Here is a 16,958-nt window from a genome sequence, read left to right on the forward strand (position 1 = left end):
TGCAGTATTTCCAAAACTATGTCTGAAACCGTACCAACCTCTGAAGAGCCTAAGGTAAAACCTGCCGCTAAGCCTAAAGCTGAAAAGCCCCCTGCGATCGAGGAGTTACCCTTTGAAGAATTTATCAATATTCACTACCTGCCAGCTTTAACCAAAGCCTTTGGGAAAAATGGAGTCACGGATTTGCAGTTGGAGTTTGCTAATTTTCAAGTACGTGGAACTTGGGCGCAAGGCTTACGCCAGTTTACAGTTTATTTTTCTAAAGCAGATCTCAATGCTCAGAAGGCTTTTTCCTGTGCTGATGCTGGGCGATCGCCTAGTACAATTGAGCCGTTTTTGATCGATGAGCGTAAAGCTCCTTTAGATTTATTGGTATTTGGGGTGATTCAGCGCCTAACTGCCCAGAAATGGCTGCAACCAAATTAAATCCTCTCAGTTATAGCTATAGTCACTTGACTTAGGACAAATCCAACGCCAAGAATAGACTGGCGGCGCAAAGCGTCGCCAGTCTATTCTTGGCGTTGATGCCTAGACTTGGCGGCAGCTATAATACCGATTCAAAAAATGGCAACGCCATTTTTTGAATCTCAAAACCTTACTGGGTTTGTTTTTTAAGCGGTCAGCGTCTGGTAGTTCACTTCTGTGAATTGTATTAACACTTCAGGAAATTGGTACGATCAGAATGATCATGAAAATCCAAGCTTTTATGTTACGAAATTTTATTTTTAAAGTTATCAATATACTGTTATGTCTGGCTCTCATTTTTTCTGGAGCTAGCGCTGTTTCGGCAGATGTATATGTCAAAGCCTTTCTAGAAGGAGCAAACTTTTCGGGGCGATCGCTTCAAGGCTATCAATTTAACGAATCCGATCTACGCAATGCATCCTTTGTTAATGCTGATGCTCAGGGAGTTAGTTTTTTTGCCGCTAACATGAAAGAAGCGAACTTGACGGGCGCGAATCTTAGCTATAGTACCCTTGACAATGCTCGTCTTGACAAGGCTAACCTAACTAATGCCGTGATCGAAGGCTCATTTGCCTATGGAACTTCGTTTAATAATGTAATTATTGATGGAGCCGACTTTACCGATGTGGATTTACGCGCACCAATTCGGCAAAAGCTTTGTAAATTCGCGAAGGGACAAAATCCAACTACAGGACGATTAACCCGCGACACCCTTGAATGTGACTAAGAATATGACGAAGAGAATATGACGAAGAATGTGACTAACTTCTATGTTCTTGCTACTCTAGACTGAGGCTTTTTGATTAAATTTTTTAATTAAACTTTTTGATTAAATTTTTTAATTAAATTTTTTGATTAAATTTTTTAATTAAAAAATTTAATCAAAAAATACATTGCTACTTTTGAATGGCTATTTTTAAATTAAAAGCTCGACTGGGCGGGTTTGTCGCTCTCTTCAATGGCATCACACTGAAAAATTGCAACGGATGGCATCCAGAAATCAGCAATTTGGGGAGTTTTATTTTTCTTTCTGGGCTTTATGTCTTAACTTTGTTAGCACTTGTCATATTTGTATTAAGTTAACCTAACTTAAGGGGTATGATTCTCCTTGTGTATAGTACAGAAGTTCGGCAAACTACTTAAAATGAATGGTTTGACTGATACAAATACTTGGATATCTGTGCTAACAATATTTGTTTTCAGGATCGCTCTGCCTATCAATGTATGCAGTTAAATGAAACCTCCAGTGACCTATCAAGTGGCAGACTGCTACAAAGAAGCTTATTGCCACAAAGCTTGCCTGTTTATCCTGGGCTAGATATTGCTGCGGAAGTTTGGACAGCAGTCGATCTTGGTGGCGATTATTACCAATTTTTAGAACAACCAGGAACTTTAGCCGTTGCGATCGCGGATTCTTCGGGTAAGTCGGTGGCGGGGGCAATTCACGCAGCATTGTTTAAGGGGCAATTGGATGCCTATGGACAGCAAGGTCGGCTCCAAAATCCTGCATCCATGTTGAATTCTTTAAATCAATTACTTTGCAAAAGCCGCACTGATGATGCTGTCGCCCTATGTTATGGGGCGATCGATCTAGTCACCTACGAGTTGCATTTGGGTAATGCGGGTATCCCTGGACCCTTGATTTATCGGGCGGAGACCCATACTTGCGAGGAAGTCGTGAATCCAGCGATCGCCCTTGGTCGTTTTGATAGCGCTACCTATCGAGCCACTATGCGATCGTTGAACGCAGGCGATATCGCTATCTTTTTTAGTGATGGTCTATTTGAGGCGACTAATCCTGAAGGTGAAGAATTTGGACGTTCTCATGGTGATGAGATCTCCCCACTCCGCAAAACCGTCATTCAGCTTGCCCAATATTCAGCGATCGACATTTTGCAGGGGCTAAAAACGGCCCTCGATCAATTCACCGAGCAGGATATTCCCGACGATGACGTATCGATTGTAGTCATCAAACTCAAACAAAAAGTTCATTTTTCCGAACTGCGTAACTGTCCCTATTTAGAAGCCTTACAAGCATGGCAGCGATCAGAAGAAACGGACGAATCGGCTTTGCTGCGTGGTACAAGGCTTGCCGAAGCTTTAACTTGGGCCGATGGTCAGCCAGAGTTATCCCGCATCGATTTGAACTTTTTAGAAGCTTCGCAAAGAATCAACGAACGCGAGCAACTCATGGCGGCTAGAGCCGCCGATGCCGATCGCCTTGAAAAGCTCAGCCAAGAACTAGAGAAAAGTCTCGATTCCGAGCGTCGTCAGCGTGTAATCGCGGAAATGGGTGAAATCAATGAAAAAATTGTAGCGCTCACAATTTCTTCAGAGGCTCTTTACCTTTCCAACAATCATATTGAAGCAATGATTGCGGGGGTGATCGGTGGCGTTCAACTCAAGCGCCTCACCACCCAAGTGGATGCCAATACCCTCGAAAACCTGAGAGCAAATACCCAAATTCGGGCCATTACCGCCCTTGAGCAGGTTGTCTATGGAACCCATGAATACAATCGCTTAGAAGGGCATGGATTTTGGGTAAATAAGGTTTGCTATTCCCGCGATGGTCAGTTGATTGCTTCAGCAAGTAGCGATCGCACCATTAAAATTTGGAATGCCTCAGGCGTTTTACTCCAGACTTTAAGCAGTCATACAAACTGGGTTACCAGTGTTGCCTTTAGCCCCGATGGCAATATGCTGGTGTCTGGAAGTCGGGACAATATGGTCAAACTCTGGCGGCGTGATGCTAGTGGCAGCTTTGCCCCTCAGCCCATAGCGACCCTCAAAGGGCATGAGGGTCCTGTTTTAGATGTGTGCTTCAGCCACAATGGCGAGATGATCGCCTCGGCAAGTGAAGATACGACTGTCAGACTATGGAAAAGTGATGGTACGGTGATTCGGACTTTGCGCGGTGGGCACGATCGCTGGGTCACTTGCGTTGCTTTTCACCCCAATAGCAAATCCCTAATTTCAGGCAGCGCCGATCGCAATCTGATTATTTGGAACATTATGGGCGTACCAATTCGCCATTTACGGGGACATGATAGCTTTGTCGAAAGTGTCGCCTATGCGCCCAACGGATTAGCGATCGTCTCTGGCAGTCGCGATCGCACAGTCAAAATGTGGGGATCGGACGGAGTGTTAATAAAAACCTTCTATGGACATTCCGATAAAGTATGGAGTGTCGCCTTTAGCAATGATAACCACACGATCGCTTCCAGTGGATTTGATCGCACAATTCGAGTGTGGGATATCGAACAGGGCTTACAGTATACCTTCCAAGGACATGGTGATGTCGTCCACAGCATTGCCTTTAGTCCCGATGGCAAAACCCTTGCTTCCGCCAGTAGAGACACCACCGTCAAGCTCTGGGCGATTCGGGGTACTCCCCTGAGAACGCTCATGGGACATACCGATGAGATCTTCTCGATTGCCGTCAGCCCAAACTCTAAGTACCTCGCCTCCACCTGTAAAGATAAAACCGTAAACCTTTGGAACGCCAATGGCACATTGGAAGCGGTTTTAGAAGGGCATAATGACAAGGTTAACTGCGTTACCTTTAGTCCCGATAGTGCGACGATTCTGACCTGTGCCGCCGATGCCAGCATCAAACTTTGGCGAACGGATGGCACTCTGATTGACACGATCTCCGCCCATCGTGCGGAAATTTATAAAGTAGTCTATCGCTGCGATGGACAGGTTTTTGCTTCCTGTAGCGCCGATGGCACGATTCGAGTATGGAGTGCCGATGGCAAATGGCTACAAACCTTAACAGGGCACACGGCGGAAGTTTACAGCATTGATTTCAGTCCTGACGGCAGTATGCTCGCATCCGCCAGCAAAGATAAACTGATCAACCTCTGGAGTTGGGATGGAACTCTGCTGGGAACTCTAGATGGACATAGCGCCGAGGTCTACACTGTGTGTTTTAACCCCAATGGCACAATGATTGCTAGCGGCAGTATGGATCAGAGCGTGAAGCTTTGGAGCATCGAAGGTCAATTGATTAAAACCTTAAATGGTCATAGCGCCGAAGTCACCAGCGTATGTTTTAGCCCTGATGGCAAGTCTATAGTGTCCGCCAGTGAAGATTCGACCATTCAATTTTGGAGTGGTGATGGCACTCTTTTACGAACTTTTAACGGACATCAAGGTCCCGTGCGGAGTGTATGTTTTAGTCCTAACGGCAAAATCTTGGTATCCTCGGGCGAAGATCGCAAAATCATCATGTGGAATCTCGATCTCGAAAATCTGTTGATGCGTGGTTGTCAATGGTTACAGGAATATTTAAGAACGAATATTAATGTTTCCGAAGAGGATAAACGCACCTGTCTTGGTGGCTGCGGTTGGCTATATAAGTACCTTAAGTCCACACCTCCATCCTAAGCAAACGTCAGACAAAATTAAAAGCCAAAAGAGGGTCGCCGCGCTCTGCACGGCGACCCTCTTTTGGCTTTTATACCAAATTCACGAAAGCGTTTTCTAACAAAAAAACCTCGCCAAGCGAGGTTTTTTTGTTAGAAAACTAAGAGTTAACTACTTGATGATCTTGGTTACAACACCAGATCCAACAGTGCGTCCACCTTCACGGATAGCAAAACGCATTTCGTTTTCGATCGCGATGGGGTTAATCAACTCAACGGTCATCTTGATGCGATCGCCAGGCATTACCATTTCAGCATCGCTACCATCATCAGCGGTGAAGCTAGCAATGGTTCCAGTTACGTCAGTTGTACGTACGTAGAACTGAGGACGGTAACCAGGGAAGAAAGGAGTCTTACGACCGCCTTCTTTCTCGGTCAAAATGTACACCTGACCTTCAAATTCGGTGTGAGGCTTGATGGACTTAGGCTTAGCCAAAACCATACCGCGCTCGATATCAGCCTTCTGAATACCGCGAAGCAGTAAACCAGCGTTGTCTCCAGCCAGACCTTCGTCTAGGCTCTTCTTAAACATTTCGATACCAGTAACTGTGGTGGTGCGAGTATCGCCAAGACCAACGAGTTCAACGATATCGCCAACCTTAACTTTTCCACGTTCGATCCGACCAGTTGCAACGGTGCCACGACCAGTGATGGAGAACACATCTTCTACTGCCATCAAGAAGTCCTTATCTACGGCACGTTCAGGAGTAGGGATGTAGGAGTCAACGGAATCCATCAAAGACCAGATCTTATCAACCCAAGGATTTTCTCCACGTTGGGTCTTAGGAGCTCCAGTCATTTGCTCAACGGCTTTCAATGCAGAACCACGGGTAATGGGAATATTGTCACCATCGAAGTCATAGGAGGAAAGCAATTCGCGAACTTCGAGTTCAACGAGCTCAACTAGTTCTTCTTCACCTTCCATTTGGTCTTCTTTATTCAAGAAAACCACAAGTTGAGGCACACCAACCTGACGAGCAAGAAGAATATGTTCACGAGTTTGAGGCTCAGGACCATCAGCCGCAGATACAAGGAGGATAGCACCGTCCATTTGCGCCGCACCAGTGATCATGTTCTTAACATAGTCAGCGTGGCCGGGACAGTCTACGTGAGCATAGTGACGTTGAGTGGTTTGATATTCAACGTGAGCGGTATTGATAGTAATACCACGAGCCTTTTCTTCAGGTGCAGCATCAATTTGATCGTATGCCTTAGCTGTTGCTTGACCTGCGGCAGCAAGAGACATGGTAATTGCAGCAGTTAGAGTGGTCTTACCATGGTCAACGTGACCAATAGTACCGATATTGACGTGGGGTTTGTCTCTCTCAAATTTAGCGCGTGCCATTTTTTCGTAATTATCCTTAAATTTAGTAATTGTTACTCTACGGAATAGAGCATTTTCGGTAATTATTACTCTAGTTTATAGAGTGTTGGTTGAGTATTTTAAAGGACTACTCTTTTTTGCCCTTATTTTTGGTAATGATGGCTTCAGCCACATTTTTCGGTACTTCTTCGTAATGGCTAAATTCCATTGAGAAGCTTGCTCTACCCTGAGTTGACGAGCGAAGGTCAGTAGAATAGCCAAACATCTCAGACAAAGGAACCCTTGCCTCGACTTTTTTGCCAGAAGGAGTATCGTCCATACCAGCAATGTTGCCGCGACGACGGCTGAGGTCACCAATTACGTCACCCATATAGTCTTCAGGTGTTTCAACTTCCACCTTCATGACTGGTTCCAGCAAGACAGGATTAGCCTTCATGACAGCTTCTTTAATTGCCATCGAACCAGCAATCTTGAAAGCCATTTCTGAAGAGTCCACATCATGGAAAGAACCATGTACAAGGGTCGCTCTTACATCAATCAAAGGATAGCCCGCAAGAATTCCCGATTCACAGGCTTCTTTCATACCTTGTTCGGAAGGCTTGATAAATTCCTTAGGAATTACGCCACCAACAATCTTCGATACGAATTCAAATCCCGTGCCTGGCTCGGTAGGCTCTAAGTTGATCACAACGTGACCATATTGTCCCTTACCGCCACTTTGACGAGCAAACTTGCCTTCAATATCGTTAACGGTCTTACGAATCGTCTCACGATAAGCTACTTGAGGCGCACCTACATTAGCTTCAACGTTAAACTCTCGCTTCATCCGATCAACAAGAATTTCAAGGTGAAGTTCGCCCATACCAGAAATAATCGTTTGATTGGTTTCTGGATCGGTCATCACGCGGAAAGTGGGATCTTCTTCAGATAGAGATTGCAAAGCCTTGGATAATTTTTCCATATCCTGCTTCGTTTTTGGCTCTACAGCTACGGAAATAACTGGTTCGGGGATAAACAGAGTCTCAAGAACAATTGGTGATTCGAGGTCGCAAAGGGTATCGCCCGTAAAAGTATCTTTCAGTCCTAAAACTGCTCCCAAATCGCCCGCTCTTAGTTCGTCAACTTCTTGGCGATCGTCAGCCTTCAGAACGATCAAGCGTGAGATGCGCTCTTTCTTATTCTTGACAGGATTGAGAGCATAGGAACCTTTTTTCAAGATGCCAGAGTAAACACGAACAAAGGTAAGACGACCGTAAGGGTCAGACATAATCTTGAACGCGAGTGCCGACATTGGAGCATCGTCTTTGGCTTCGCGAATAGCCTCTTCACCATTGGCAAGTAAACCTTGAACTGGTTTGACATCGCTAGGTGCAGGAAGATAATCGATAACCGCATCTAGGAGTAATTGCACGCCCTTGTTTTTGAATGCCGAACCGCAGGTCATTGGGACAATTTTGCCGCTCAATGTACCTTTCCGCAGCCCTGCTCTAACTTCATCTTCAGTGAGTTCTTCACCTTCAAGATATTTTTCCATTAAAACATCGTCAGAATCGGCAACTGATTCCAGCAATTTACTGCGCCAGTCATTGGTTAGTTCGACTAGATCGGCAGGAATATCTACTTCATCAATATCTTTACCTATTTCATCCTTGTAAATATAGGCTTTCATTTTGACAAGGTCGATAATACCGACTAGTTCTGCTTCGCTACCAATAGGGAGTTGAATGGGAACTGCATTAGAGCCAAAACGAGAACGGATTTGCTCTCTTACTCGTAAAAAGTTCGCACCCATGCGATCCATTTTGTTAACGAATACAAGGCGAGGTACTTTATAGCGATCTGCCTGTCTCCAAACGGTTTCTGACTGAGGTTGTACACCACCTACAGCACAGAAAACGGCAACTACGCCATCGAGTACGCGCATGGAGCGTTCAACTTCGATTGTGAAGTCTACGTGTCCAGGGGTATCGATGATGTTAATGCGGTGATCTTTCCAACTGGTACTGATTGCAGCGGCAGTAATTGTGATCCCACGCTCACGCTCTTGCGCCATCCAGTCTGTGGTTGCAGTTCCATCATGAACTTCGCCTATTTTATGAACAACGCCAGAGTAAAAAAGAATACGCTCTGTAGTTGTGGTTTTACCAGCGTCAATATGCGCCGCAATACCTATATTGCGTACCTTATCTAAGGCAATAGTTCGTTCCACAATAGTTTCCTCGTGTTTATCAGGAATTGAGAATTTATATTAAGAATAGTATAGCGAGGTAAGCTATGGATTAATAACGGTAGTGAGCAAATGCTTTGTTCGCTTCTGCCATTTTGTGAGTTTCTTCACGCTTACGGATGGTTTGACCAGTTTCATTGGCGGCATCCATCAATTCGTTAGCCAACTTAGTTACCATGCTACGTCCAGCACGACTACGGGAATATTGGACTAACCAACGTAGGGCTAGGGCTACTCCACGATCGGTACGTACTTCCATAGGTACTTGGTAGGTAGCACCACCGACGCGACGAGCTTTAACTTCGACAAGGGGTGTCGCATTGCGAATTGCGCGATCGAACACCTCTAGGGGTGGGTTACCTGTACGTTCGCCAATGGTGTCAAGGGCTTTGTAAACGATGTGGGAGGCTACGGAATGCTTGCCGCGTGACATTACACGACGGATTAACATGCTGATGAGACGGCTGTTATAAACCGAATCGGGGGGGGTTATGCGCTTTGAAGCTTTCGTTCTACGAGACATTGCGGTACTAAATTCACCTTATAAAATGAATTGCTAATTTTTACTAAATGGCTAGGAGGGTAGCCTTTTCGAGCGTAATTCTTACTTCTTCTTCTTGCCAGTGCTTGCGGCTGGAGCTTGACCGGGCTTAGGTCTTTTTGCACCGTACTTAGAGCGTCCTTGCTTACGATCCTTTACGCCCGAAGTATCAAGGGTGCCACGAATGATGTGATAACGCACACCTGGTAAATCTTTTACACGACCGCCTCTAATCATCACAACGGAGTGTTCTTGCAGGTTATGCCCAATACCAGGAATGTATGCGGTGACTTCAAATCCAGAAGTCAAGCGTACCCGTGCCACTTTTCTGAGGGCTGAGTTGGGTTTTTTGGGTGTGGTAGTGTAGACGCGTGTACAAACTCCCCTGCGTTGAGGACAACTTTTTAGGGCAGGAGACTTTGTTTTGGTGTTTATGGTTTGTCGCTCAGTGCGGATGAGCTGTTGGATCGTGGGCATAAGTGATGATTTGGTATATCTGCGGCTGTGTATTCTAATCAACAGCACATAACTATAACAAAATAGATCTCACAAAGTCAATTGTATAAAACAATCGCTTACAGGTTTGATCGGCTTTGTTATGTTTATGTCGGCTGTGGCGATCGCTTTTTTACATTTACTTTGCAATTTACAAAGCTGCAATTTACAAAGTATTGCCAAAAAAGAAATGTAGGAAAGATTAACGATAATTCACAATTCGGGCAAAGCCTGCTGGGTCAAGACTTGCTCCGCCAACTAGCACACCGTCAATTTCAGGTTGAGCCATGATTTCGTCAATATTATCAGGTTTGACGGAACCACCATATTGAATTGTAACGTCGCGATTTACTAGTTTACTACGAATTAGTCCAATTACACGATTAGCTTCGCTAGAGGCACAGGTGTCACCCGTGCCGATCGCCCAAATCGGTTCGTAGGCAATGATTAAATTATTTTGGTCAATATCGACGAGATCGGCAGCTAGTTGCGAAAAGATCCAAGATTCTGTCTCGTTTGCATCTCTTTGCTGCTTGCTCTCGCCAACGCAAAGAATGGGGGTAAGTCCGCAGGATTGAGCGGCTTTGAGACGTTTATTAACCGTGTCTTCCGTCTCACCGAAGAATTGGCGGCGCTCACTATGACCGACAATGACGTATTTGATGCCTATCTCGACGAGCATTGGCGCAGAGATTTCACCTGTAAACGCACCATTTTCTGACCAGTGGACGTTTTGAGCACCAATACTGAGATTTGCTTGACCGATCGCTGGCACGATTGTTTGGAGGATCGCTAGATTTGTATAGGGGACGCAAATGAGGATTTGCTGATCAGCGATCGCCGCTTGGGGAGCGGTATTTTTTAAGTGGGCAGGAAATTCTGAGAAAAATGTTTTGGCTTCAGACTGGGTTTTATACATTTTCCAGTTGCCAGCGATAACGATTTTACGCAATGCTCGTTTACCCCTGAGTTAAGATCGTGAAAATAAAGAATTGTTGTTTATTTTACCGAAGAATGGTTCATTAAAAGCAAAGGTAAGTAGCTGGGAATAATTAAAAGCCAGAATCAAACCTGTAGCGCAAGCGCAGCCTGCGCTACAGGTTTTGGGATTTTATATTTAATTGCGCCTAGTTACTTAATTGTGCAGAGAATTGTGAAGAGAGTATCTCTGCTTTTTGACAAAAATTTAGGTCTAAAACTCAATGAGTCTAGCAGAAGGCTGCTAGACTCATGTTTTATAATAATTCAATTAAAGTTTCTACTAGGGGTTTACTGAAACGTGTTGATCTTGATTAACTGTACGCTGTAGCCCTTATCTTTTTTAACTACATAAGCTTGTCTCACCCTGTCCTTGCGGTAGGTCAATCCCCCATACAAGGCCAGAAAAATTAAGAGACCCCAATAACAATACAGGCTATCGAAGCAATCAAAACTACACCGATCTTTGGAATAAGCACTGCCCCGTAAAGATCGCGGAATCGTGGGGAGCAACAGAGCGTCAATCCGATGTGACTTTTAACTCTTCCTTTTTGCTTCTCCTTTTTGCTTTCAAATGTTTATTTCAAAAACCAATCTGGGTTTGCGTTTGGATTGAGTTGCTTTGTCTCTTGTGCCATGTAAATACATTAACGCAGGTGGTGTTCTACAACACTATTTGTTTACATATATTCATAGAATCCTTGGTTATTTAAAATCCCAAAAACAAGCAAAAAGCCTGAATGATTGTGTAGCTAGAGTTTTGACTTTTAGAGTTCTGACTTTTAGGCTGGCATTTGTTAAGCTATGTATACTGAGCTTTACAAGCAATCTACTTCAATACTGCCAAGACTTTGACTATGCTGCAAAAATCTCCGCTTTATACGATGACTTGGGTAGATACGGTTAATAAGGTCAAGGCTGAATCATGGAATATTCTGGCAAAACCTTTGGCAACCCCTTTCTTTGAATGGGAATGGTTGTCAAATCTGGAGTCTTCGGGCTGTGCGATCGCACAGCAGGGTTGGCTGCCGAGTCATTTATTAGTCTGGCAAGGGGATGTATTGGTGGCGGCTGCGCCTTTGTATTTAAAGGGGCATAGTCAAGGCGAGTTTGTGTTTGACCATCAATGGGCGGATTTATCTTATCGGCTGGGGATTGAGTATTATCCGAAACTATTGGGGATGGCTCCCTTTACGCCTGCGGTGGGCTATCGATTTTTAGTGCATCCTGATTTACAGGACAATCCCAATGAATTGTCAAAAATTTATGATCTGATGTTGGTGGAGATCGATCGTCTGTGCGACAGGCATCAAATGTCGGGCTGTAATTTTCTCTATGTCGATCCTAGTTGGAAGCATGAGCTAGAGTCACGCGGTTTCACAACTTGGATGCACCACAGCTATGTGTGGGAAAATCAAGAATTTACGGATTTTGATGACTATTTAAAAAACTTCAATGCCAATCAGCGCCGCAATATTAAGCGAGAGCGAAAGTCGGTCGAAAGTACGGGAATCACGATGCGAGTTTATACGGGTGAAGAGATTCCCCATTACTTCTATGGCTATATGTATGAGTTATATAACGATCATTGCAATAAGTTTTGGGGTGGCAGCAAATATCTAAATCGCAAGTTTTTTGAAAATCTCGCCCATAGTTTTCGCGATCGCCTTGTATTCGTGGCAGGTGAAATTGAGGATCATCCGCAACCTGTGGGGATGTCTTTTTGCATTCGTAAAGACGATCAACTATTTGGGCGTTATTGGGGCTGTGTCCAAGAAATTGATTGTTTACATTTCAATGCTTGCTATTACAAGCCGATTGAATGGGCGATCGCACAGGGAATTAAACGCTTTGATCCCGGAGCAGGTGGTCAACATAAAAAGCGGCGAGGATTTCCTGCGACTCCAAATTACAGTTTGCATCGCTTTTATCGCGATCGGCTCAAGCAAATTTTAATTCCCCATATTAATGAGGTAAATTCCTATGAAGCAAAACAAATTCAAGCGATTAATAATGAATTGCCCTTTGATTTTGCCCCACCCAATCTTCATGTCTAAATTGCCCACAACGTACTTGTAAAGATAATCATTGAGGCAAATGTTATTTTTCTTACACTCGAATAAATATAACAATATTGTGATTTAATAGGCTAAAATTATTTTAAGTGACGAGTGTGCCGAAAACGCAAGTTGTTTTCTATCAAGATGAAAATGGCACTGCTCCTGTTTTGGAGTAGTTGAAAGCCATGATCAAGAAAGACCGTAAAGGTTATGTAAATGGCTAAGACTAGTGATGCCCTCAAAATTATTGATAATTTGACTGACAACGATCCTGAACTTGAGGATTTAGTAAGGGAAGCTTCGCTTAATGCTGTGGTGGCTCAACTTATCTATGAGGCAAGAACTGCAAGAGGATTGACTCAAAAGGAACTTGCCGATCGCATTGGTACTAAGCAATCAGCGATCGCTAGACTTGAGGATGCTGATTATGAGGGGCATTCGCTGTCAATGTTGCAAAAGATTGCTGGTGCGCTTAATCAAAGAGTTGAGATTAAGTTTTCGGAAATTGAGCTTGAGACAAGTGGGCACTGGTCAGCTAAATCGTGATCGACGTATTTGCGTTTTTGTTATCGGCATGAAATGGGCTTCTCAGAACCTATCCCACATTACCTGACCAGTGCCAACAAAGACTTACCCTGCTATTTCTTCGTTAAAATCAAGTAGTTATAGGTAAATTATTCAATTAGGTTCTATATGTCTATAAGTGCTTGGCTTATTGGAGACAGATACGAAGATAGAAAGCATTTTAGCGGAGACAATCTTTTATTTAAGTATTATGGTCTTGATGCTTATAAATATGCACCTAAACCACATCTTAAGGGTGTAAAAAAGCCTACTTTATCATCATGGAAGAGTCGTCATTTTAATGATTTAAAATATCTATTGGTTAAGATCAGAGAAGGAATAAGCTTAGAATACGACGATATTTATGATAATCCAGAAATACAAAGAGAATTATTGATGGAATATAGAGCTAAAGGTGATTCACATTTGATATGCCATCCACATTTTTTTGGTTGCTATCTCCCAATAGATTTCAAGGAAATTAATTTAGCAAGCTCATATTTATTGGGTCTCGGTTCTAGCTTTAATCTTCGTGACGAATTGCAAGAAATAGCTTCTAAGCTTGATTTTGAATTGGGGAAATATGTCACTTATGAATCTATTCTTTCTGATGATGAAATAGATTGCCTAATAGTTAAGATGTTTGATGAAGATGATTTATTCGGGTACGAAAAAATGCTAGTTCTTCAGTTATATAATTTGGCAATTGCTAGTATTAGTTATGACTTAGTAATAAATTTTTCAGGATAGTTTTTAGGGGCATGAATTATTCACGTTCACTCAAATCTCAAAAAATTGCTCACCTCAGCGTAAAGATTTGAGAAAACCAAAGTATAGAACACGAATAAATAAACTAATCGTTTTTGATTAAGTTGCTTGCCCAAATTTCATCTTGACTATTCAAACGAGGTTGCGTCGGTTGAGAATAGTCGATCGCTAAGTCATAACGTCCGCGCTGATAAACCTGATCCACTAAAATTTGCAGGTCTAGTGTCGGCTCTGATTCACCTAAGCGTAGCGGGATAGAGAAATTAGGAATGCGATCGCGAATTGAAAAAGCATATAAATCAGCAGCAGGGCGCTCGTGGCTACGACTGACCAAAATATGATAATCAGAAGGAGGAAGTTGTCCTTGTAAAAAGGAGGGATTAGTTCTTAAAAGATCAATTTCAATAAAATGAGTTTGAGTTTGTAAAACTCGCCTTCTTTTGCGGAGATAAGCTTCACGTCCCTCACCTGTCTTTTTGTTTTTAGGGGAAAGTATCTCGATTGCTGTGATTACTTTTCCAGTTTGGACTTCACGAATTTCTAGATAGCGTTCGCTAATTTCTTCATAGGTTGGCAAGAGAATGCGAGTTGGGGCGATCGCTGCGCGTTCGGCAACTGCGGTTGCACTATCTTTTTCGCTGCTTGTTTTACTTCGACTAAGCAAAGAAACGTCAGGTATCCCAATTAGCAGATCGTCTCCCGTTTCATCACTCCAATAGGTGCGCTTCTCGATTTCAATGCGATAGTCTTGGCTAAGGGTGTCAGCGAGGGCATCAGCGATCGCTACAATTAATCGACTATGAACAGCCGACCATAATTCGGGGTTTTCTAAATAAGGATTCATGCCAGGGAAGGGTGATGGCATTTTTAGCGATCCTCTTTTATATCTACAATTTTCTGGTAAAGCTTAGAAGAAATTCTAACATGGGCAATCTTATCTAGGCGATCGCATATCCCGTATATTGCCTCAGATCAGCAGATTATAAGCCAATCACGATATCTTCTCCATTAGGTTTTGTTTTTAGCAGAAGTGCAGTCTCACATTGGGCAATTGGTATTAATTGGTTATACTGAAAACACTCAGCAGCGAGGGTAAAGCGATGATCCAAACTTTAGCTAAGGTAGAAAACCAATATCTCGTTAAATGGGCTGTCACTTGGGAACAGTTTAAAACTTTGCAATCCGCCTTTGAAGAAATCGGTGGAGTGCGGATGACTTATTGTGAGGGAGAACTAGAAATTATGGGTATTGGTTTGCAGCATGAAATGATATCCAGTCTTCTTGGGGCTTTACTAATTTCTTATTTCGTCACCAAACGCATCCGCTTTACATCAACAGGTGCTTATACCCAAAAAATTGAACCTAGTCTTGAGTTTCAGGCTGATTTGTCCTTTGCTTTTGGTAATGATCCTGCAAAGACTGACCTATGTATTGAAATTGTTGTTACTAGCGGAAGTGTTAAAAAGTTAAGGAAATATCAATTAAGGGGTATTCCAGAAGTTTGGTTTTGGGTAGATGGCAAAATTAGCATTTATCGATTAGTTGACGGTGAATATTTACAAAGCGATCGCAGTGAATGGCTACCTGAGTTGGACATTGAGCATTTAGAAAAATGTTTGTTGATGGATTCACAATTGGATGCGATGACAGCTTTTGCAGAAAAATATGTTTAAAGCAAACAAACGATATTTCTTGAGATTTGTCAGAGTTTAGCTAAGCTTTTGCAAAGCTGTCTTTAATCGCGTATTTAAGCGATCGCATATCCAGTATATTTCCTCAAATAGTCAGGCTGCAAGCCAATCACAATATCTTCCTTGGGGACTCCTTTGGCGACAAGTGCTTCAGCAATATCTATTTCTGTATTGTTCGCTTGAATCCAGATTTTTCCTGCCTTAATATCAAGTTGCATGGAGCAGCCATAGATGCGTTTGTCTTGATTCCAACCAATTGCTAGCACTTGATAGCGATCCTGTTCGTTATCAAAGAGGGTTTGCATTTCAAATTCACCGTGTGAGGGTTTATAAGAGGCGTGTTGGTTGAGAATTTGTTTGATGATCGTGCGATAAGTCTGGATTTTTTCTAGATTTTCCATTTGACAATTACCTCATTCTTTACATCATAAACTAAGATATCAAGCTGACATTCTTGGACTACCACACGTGGAGTTTTTTATCGTTTTTGGTGGAAATTAGTCTTTCTACTACTAAGGTCAATATGACAATATAAAGTTCGGATGCTTTGCAACAAACCAGTAATTAAGTGGCATAGTTAATCATGACTCACGCAGCATTACCAAAGATGCCGAATCAATTTTCAGCAGAGATTATTCGCTCAGATGGAAATTACAGCAAGATTTGGATTGATGGTTTTAGAAGACGTGTCGAATTTTATAATGAGAATGGCATACAGAGCATTGTCATCAGTCGTCCAGACAAAGGGGTATTGTGGAGTTTTGTACTGCCAGATTGTAAGGTAGTGCAAGAGTTACCACTAAAAAATGAACCTATAGAGGGATCTTTTGATCCGACCACATTTCTGAAGTGGACACAAGAAGGTATTGATTTGATTGATGGACATGAGTGTTTAAGGTTTATCGGGCGTTATAACATCCCAGACGTTCCAGCAGAAGAGGCTTATGAGCTTGCTTACATCGACCTAGCTACCAATATGTATCGACGGGTGATAACCTACAACAAGCTTGGTAGGCAATCTCTCATTGTGGATTATCGCTCAGTGATTTTGGAACCGCCTGATAAGTTAGTTTTCGAGTTGCCAGAAGGTGTTTTAGTAGAGGAGTTTTGACCTTGACTAATACGTTTATGATTACGAAGTCTAATCTGCTTTTGTACTTAAAATAAACATTTTAATAGGGGTTAGTTCTTTGCCATAGTTATTAATAGTCGATTGATAAGAAGTAGTACGATTATCGAGAGTCCTTAAATAAGGAAAGGAGACCTTAGTTATCATACAAATTCTTTCTAACTTAGTGATGCAGAAAACTCAGTTGAGTCTCAATATGAGACAAGGGTAACACGAGCAAATTCGATACGAAAATCTAACTTTTCGCGTTTGGCAATAGAAGCACAGGCGGGAGGAGGATTAGTTCTAG

At 42.8% G+C, this 16,958-nt stretch carries 15 protein-coding genes; 8 read left to right on the forward strand and 7 right to left on the reverse strand.

What is annotated here, in order from left to right:
- The first annotated feature begins 18 nt into the window (after positions 1-18).
- The 3 genes from PseudUWO310_RS02275 to PseudUWO310_RS02285 all read left to right on the forward strand — a co-directional run bounded on the left by PseudUWO310_RS02275 (position 19) and on the right by PseudUWO310_RS02285 (position 4,854).
- Positions 19-426, forward strand: coding sequence for a DUF2996 domain-containing protein (locus PseudUWO310_RS02275; protein WP_009625406.1), 408 nt, complete (start codon positions 19-21; stop codon positions 424-426).
- 262 nt (positions 427-688) lie between these two features.
- A complete protein-coding gene (locus tag PseudUWO310_RS02280; RefSeq protein ID WP_142598642.1) occupies positions 689-1,192 on the forward strand; it encodes a pentapeptide repeat-containing protein in 504 nt (167 codons plus the stop codon).
- 497 nt (positions 1,193-1,689) lie between these two features.
- The gene (locus PseudUWO310_RS02285) at positions 1,690-4,854 is read left to right on the forward strand and encodes a SpoIIE family protein phosphatase (protein WP_142598644.1); all 3,165 of its coding nucleotides are present in this window, start codon (positions 1,690-1,692) and stop codon (positions 4,852-4,854) included.
- Between the two features lie 150 nt (positions 4,855-5,004).
- On the opposite strand, the gene tuf is transcribed toward PseudUWO310_RS02285, so the two are convergent.
- The 5 genes from tuf to tpiA all read right to left on the reverse strand — a co-directional run bounded on the left by tuf (position 5,005) and on the right by tpiA (position 10,431).
- Positions 5,005-6,237 (reverse strand): elongation factor Tu, encoded by a 1,233-nt coding sequence (gene tuf, locus PseudUWO310_RS02290; protein WP_055075807.1) that lies wholly within the window; start codon positions 6,235-6,237, stop codon positions 5,005-5,007.
- Between the two features lie 106 nt (positions 6,238-6,343).
- The gene (gene fusA / locus PseudUWO310_RS02295; RefSeq protein WP_142598646.1) at positions 6,344-8,425 is read right to left on the reverse strand and encodes an elongation factor G; all 2,082 of its coding nucleotides are present in this window, start codon (positions 8,423-8,425) and stop codon (positions 6,344-6,346) included.
- 70 nt (positions 8,426-8,495) lie between these two features.
- Positions 8,496-8,966 carry a 30S ribosomal protein S7 gene (rpsG, locus tag PseudUWO310_RS02300; protein WP_009627793.1) on the reverse strand — a complete coding sequence of 157 codons (471 nt, stop codon included), beginning with the start codon at positions 8,964-8,966 and terminating at the stop codon, positions 8,496-8,498.
- An 81-nt stretch (positions 8,967-9,047) separates the two neighbouring features.
- A complete protein-coding gene (rpsL, locus tag PseudUWO310_RS02305; protein WP_009627792.1) occupies positions 9,048-9,461 on the reverse strand; it encodes a 30S ribosomal protein S12 in 414 nt (137 codons plus the stop codon).
- Between the two features lie 220 nt (positions 9,462-9,681).
- On the reverse strand, positions 9,682-10,431 hold the full coding sequence (gene tpiA, locus PseudUWO310_RS02310) for a triose-phosphate isomerase (protein ID WP_071590150.1): 750 nt from the start codon (positions 10,429-10,431) through the stop codon (positions 9,682-9,684).
- 883 nt (positions 10,432-11,314) lie between these two features.
- Here tpiA and PseudUWO310_RS02315 point away from each other — a divergent pair.
- The 3 genes from PseudUWO310_RS02315 to PseudUWO310_RS02325 all read left to right on the forward strand — a co-directional run bounded on the left by PseudUWO310_RS02315 (position 11,315) and on the right by PseudUWO310_RS02325 (position 13,831).
- On the forward strand, positions 11,315-12,514 hold the full coding sequence (locus PseudUWO310_RS02315; RefSeq protein WP_142598648.1) for a GNAT family N-acetyltransferase: 1,200 nt from the start codon (positions 11,315-11,317) through the stop codon (positions 12,512-12,514).
- 219 nt (positions 12,515-12,733) lie between these two features.
- On the forward strand, positions 12,734-13,063 hold the full coding sequence (locus tag PseudUWO310_RS02320) for a multiprotein-bridging factor 1 family protein (RefSeq protein ID WP_142598649.1): 330 nt from the start codon (positions 12,734-12,736) through the stop codon (positions 13,061-13,063).
- 147 nt (positions 13,064-13,210) lie between these two features.
- Positions 13,211-13,831, forward strand: coding sequence for a hypothetical protein (locus PseudUWO310_RS02325; RefSeq protein ID WP_142598651.1), 621 nt, complete (start codon positions 13,211-13,213; stop codon positions 13,829-13,831).
- A gap of 103 nt (positions 13,832-13,934) precedes the next feature.
- Here PseudUWO310_RS02325 and PseudUWO310_RS02330 read toward each other — a convergent pair whose 3' ends face one another.
- The gene (locus PseudUWO310_RS02330) at positions 13,935-14,714 is read right to left on the reverse strand and encodes a DUF4058 family protein (RefSeq protein ID WP_142598652.1); all 780 of its coding nucleotides are present in this window, start codon (positions 14,712-14,714) and stop codon (positions 13,935-13,937) included.
- Positions 14,715-14,949: 235 nt separating this feature from the next.
- Between PseudUWO310_RS02330 and PseudUWO310_RS02335 the strand changes: the two genes are divergently transcribed.
- Positions 14,950-15,522 (forward strand): Uma2 family endonuclease, encoded by a 573-nt coding sequence (locus PseudUWO310_RS02335; protein WP_142598654.1) that lies wholly within the window; start codon positions 14,950-14,952, stop codon positions 15,520-15,522.
- Between the two features lie 74 nt (positions 15,523-15,596).
- Here the strand turns inward: PseudUWO310_RS02335 and PseudUWO310_RS02340 are convergent, their stop codons facing one another.
- The gene (locus tag PseudUWO310_RS02340; RefSeq protein ID WP_142598656.1) at positions 15,597-15,941 is read right to left on the reverse strand and encodes a XisI protein; all 345 of its coding nucleotides are present in this window, start codon (positions 15,939-15,941) and stop codon (positions 15,597-15,599) included.
- A 182-nt stretch (positions 15,942-16,123) separates the two neighbouring features.
- Between PseudUWO310_RS02340 and PseudUWO310_RS02345 the strand changes: the two genes are divergently transcribed.
- Positions 16,124-16,651 (forward strand): hypothetical protein, encoded by a 528-nt coding sequence (locus PseudUWO310_RS02345; RefSeq protein ID WP_142598658.1) that lies wholly within the window; start codon positions 16,124-16,126, stop codon positions 16,649-16,651.
- Positions 16,652-16,958 lie beyond the last annotated feature (307 nt).

The sequence above is a fragment of the Pseudanabaena sp. UWO310 genome, assembly GCF_006861605.1.
Lineage (GTDB): Bacteria > Cyanobacteriota > Cyanobacteriia > Pseudanabaenales > Pseudanabaenaceae > Pseudanabaena.